Here is a 605-nt window from a genome sequence, read left to right on the forward strand (position 1 = left end):
AAGCCAAGCGTGAACTGAAGGACTTAAAAGAAAGAGGGTTAAGTGATGAAAAATAGCGCCATTGGGAGTAATTGGAAGGATGTCCGAAAAGAACTCTTTACCAAGGAGGAAATCCTTGAAAGTGATATGCGAGTGGCCATCATGAGTGAGTTGATAGAAGCTAGACATGAGCAAGGTATCAGTCAGAAAAAGCTAGAAGAACTCAGTGGAGTAAGCCAGCCTGTCATAGCTAGGATGGAGACAGGAAAGACCAGTCCTCAGTTGGATACGGTCTTAAGAGTTTTAGCCAGTTTAGGAAAGACACTAGCAGTCGTCCCACTTGAACAGGAAAAAAGTTGATTAAACTGACCTATAGTCTTTTCTAATAACAAGCCATAGTCACTTATAAGAATCGTCAATAGCTTGTTTGAGCATTCCAACTAAAATACAGCCACAAAACAAGCGATACAAAGGATTTGAGACGCTGGTCTCAAGTCTTTTTCTTTTGTCCAAAAGAATGATATAGTTTCAAACTATATCAAAGCCTAATTATTTACAATTATACAGACCCTTTCTTTTCTGTTAAGATAGTTTCAACAACAAATTTTGGAGGACACATCATGTCA

At 38.5% G+C, this 605-nt stretch carries 1 protein-coding gene; it reads left to right on the forward strand.

The annotated features are described in order from the left end of the window. Nucleotides 1–45 precede the first annotated feature (45 nt). Complete coding sequence (locus tag GMD1S_RS11255) at nt 46–339, forward strand: helix-turn-helix domain-containing protein (RefSeq protein WP_000797741.1); 294 nt, start codon at nt 46–48, stop codon at nt 337–339. The last annotated feature ends 266 nt before the right edge of the window (nt 340–605 follow it).

The organism is Streptococcus sp. GMD1S (assembly GCF_000296875.1).
Classification (GTDB): Bacteria; Bacillota; Bacilli; order Lactobacillales; family Streptococcaceae; genus Streptococcus.

Coding starts and splice junctions, on each gene's coding strand:
- GMD1S_RS11255 (WP_000797741.1), top strand. CDS start 46: ATGAAAAATAGCGCCATTGGGAGTAATTGGAAGGATGTCCGAAAAGAA.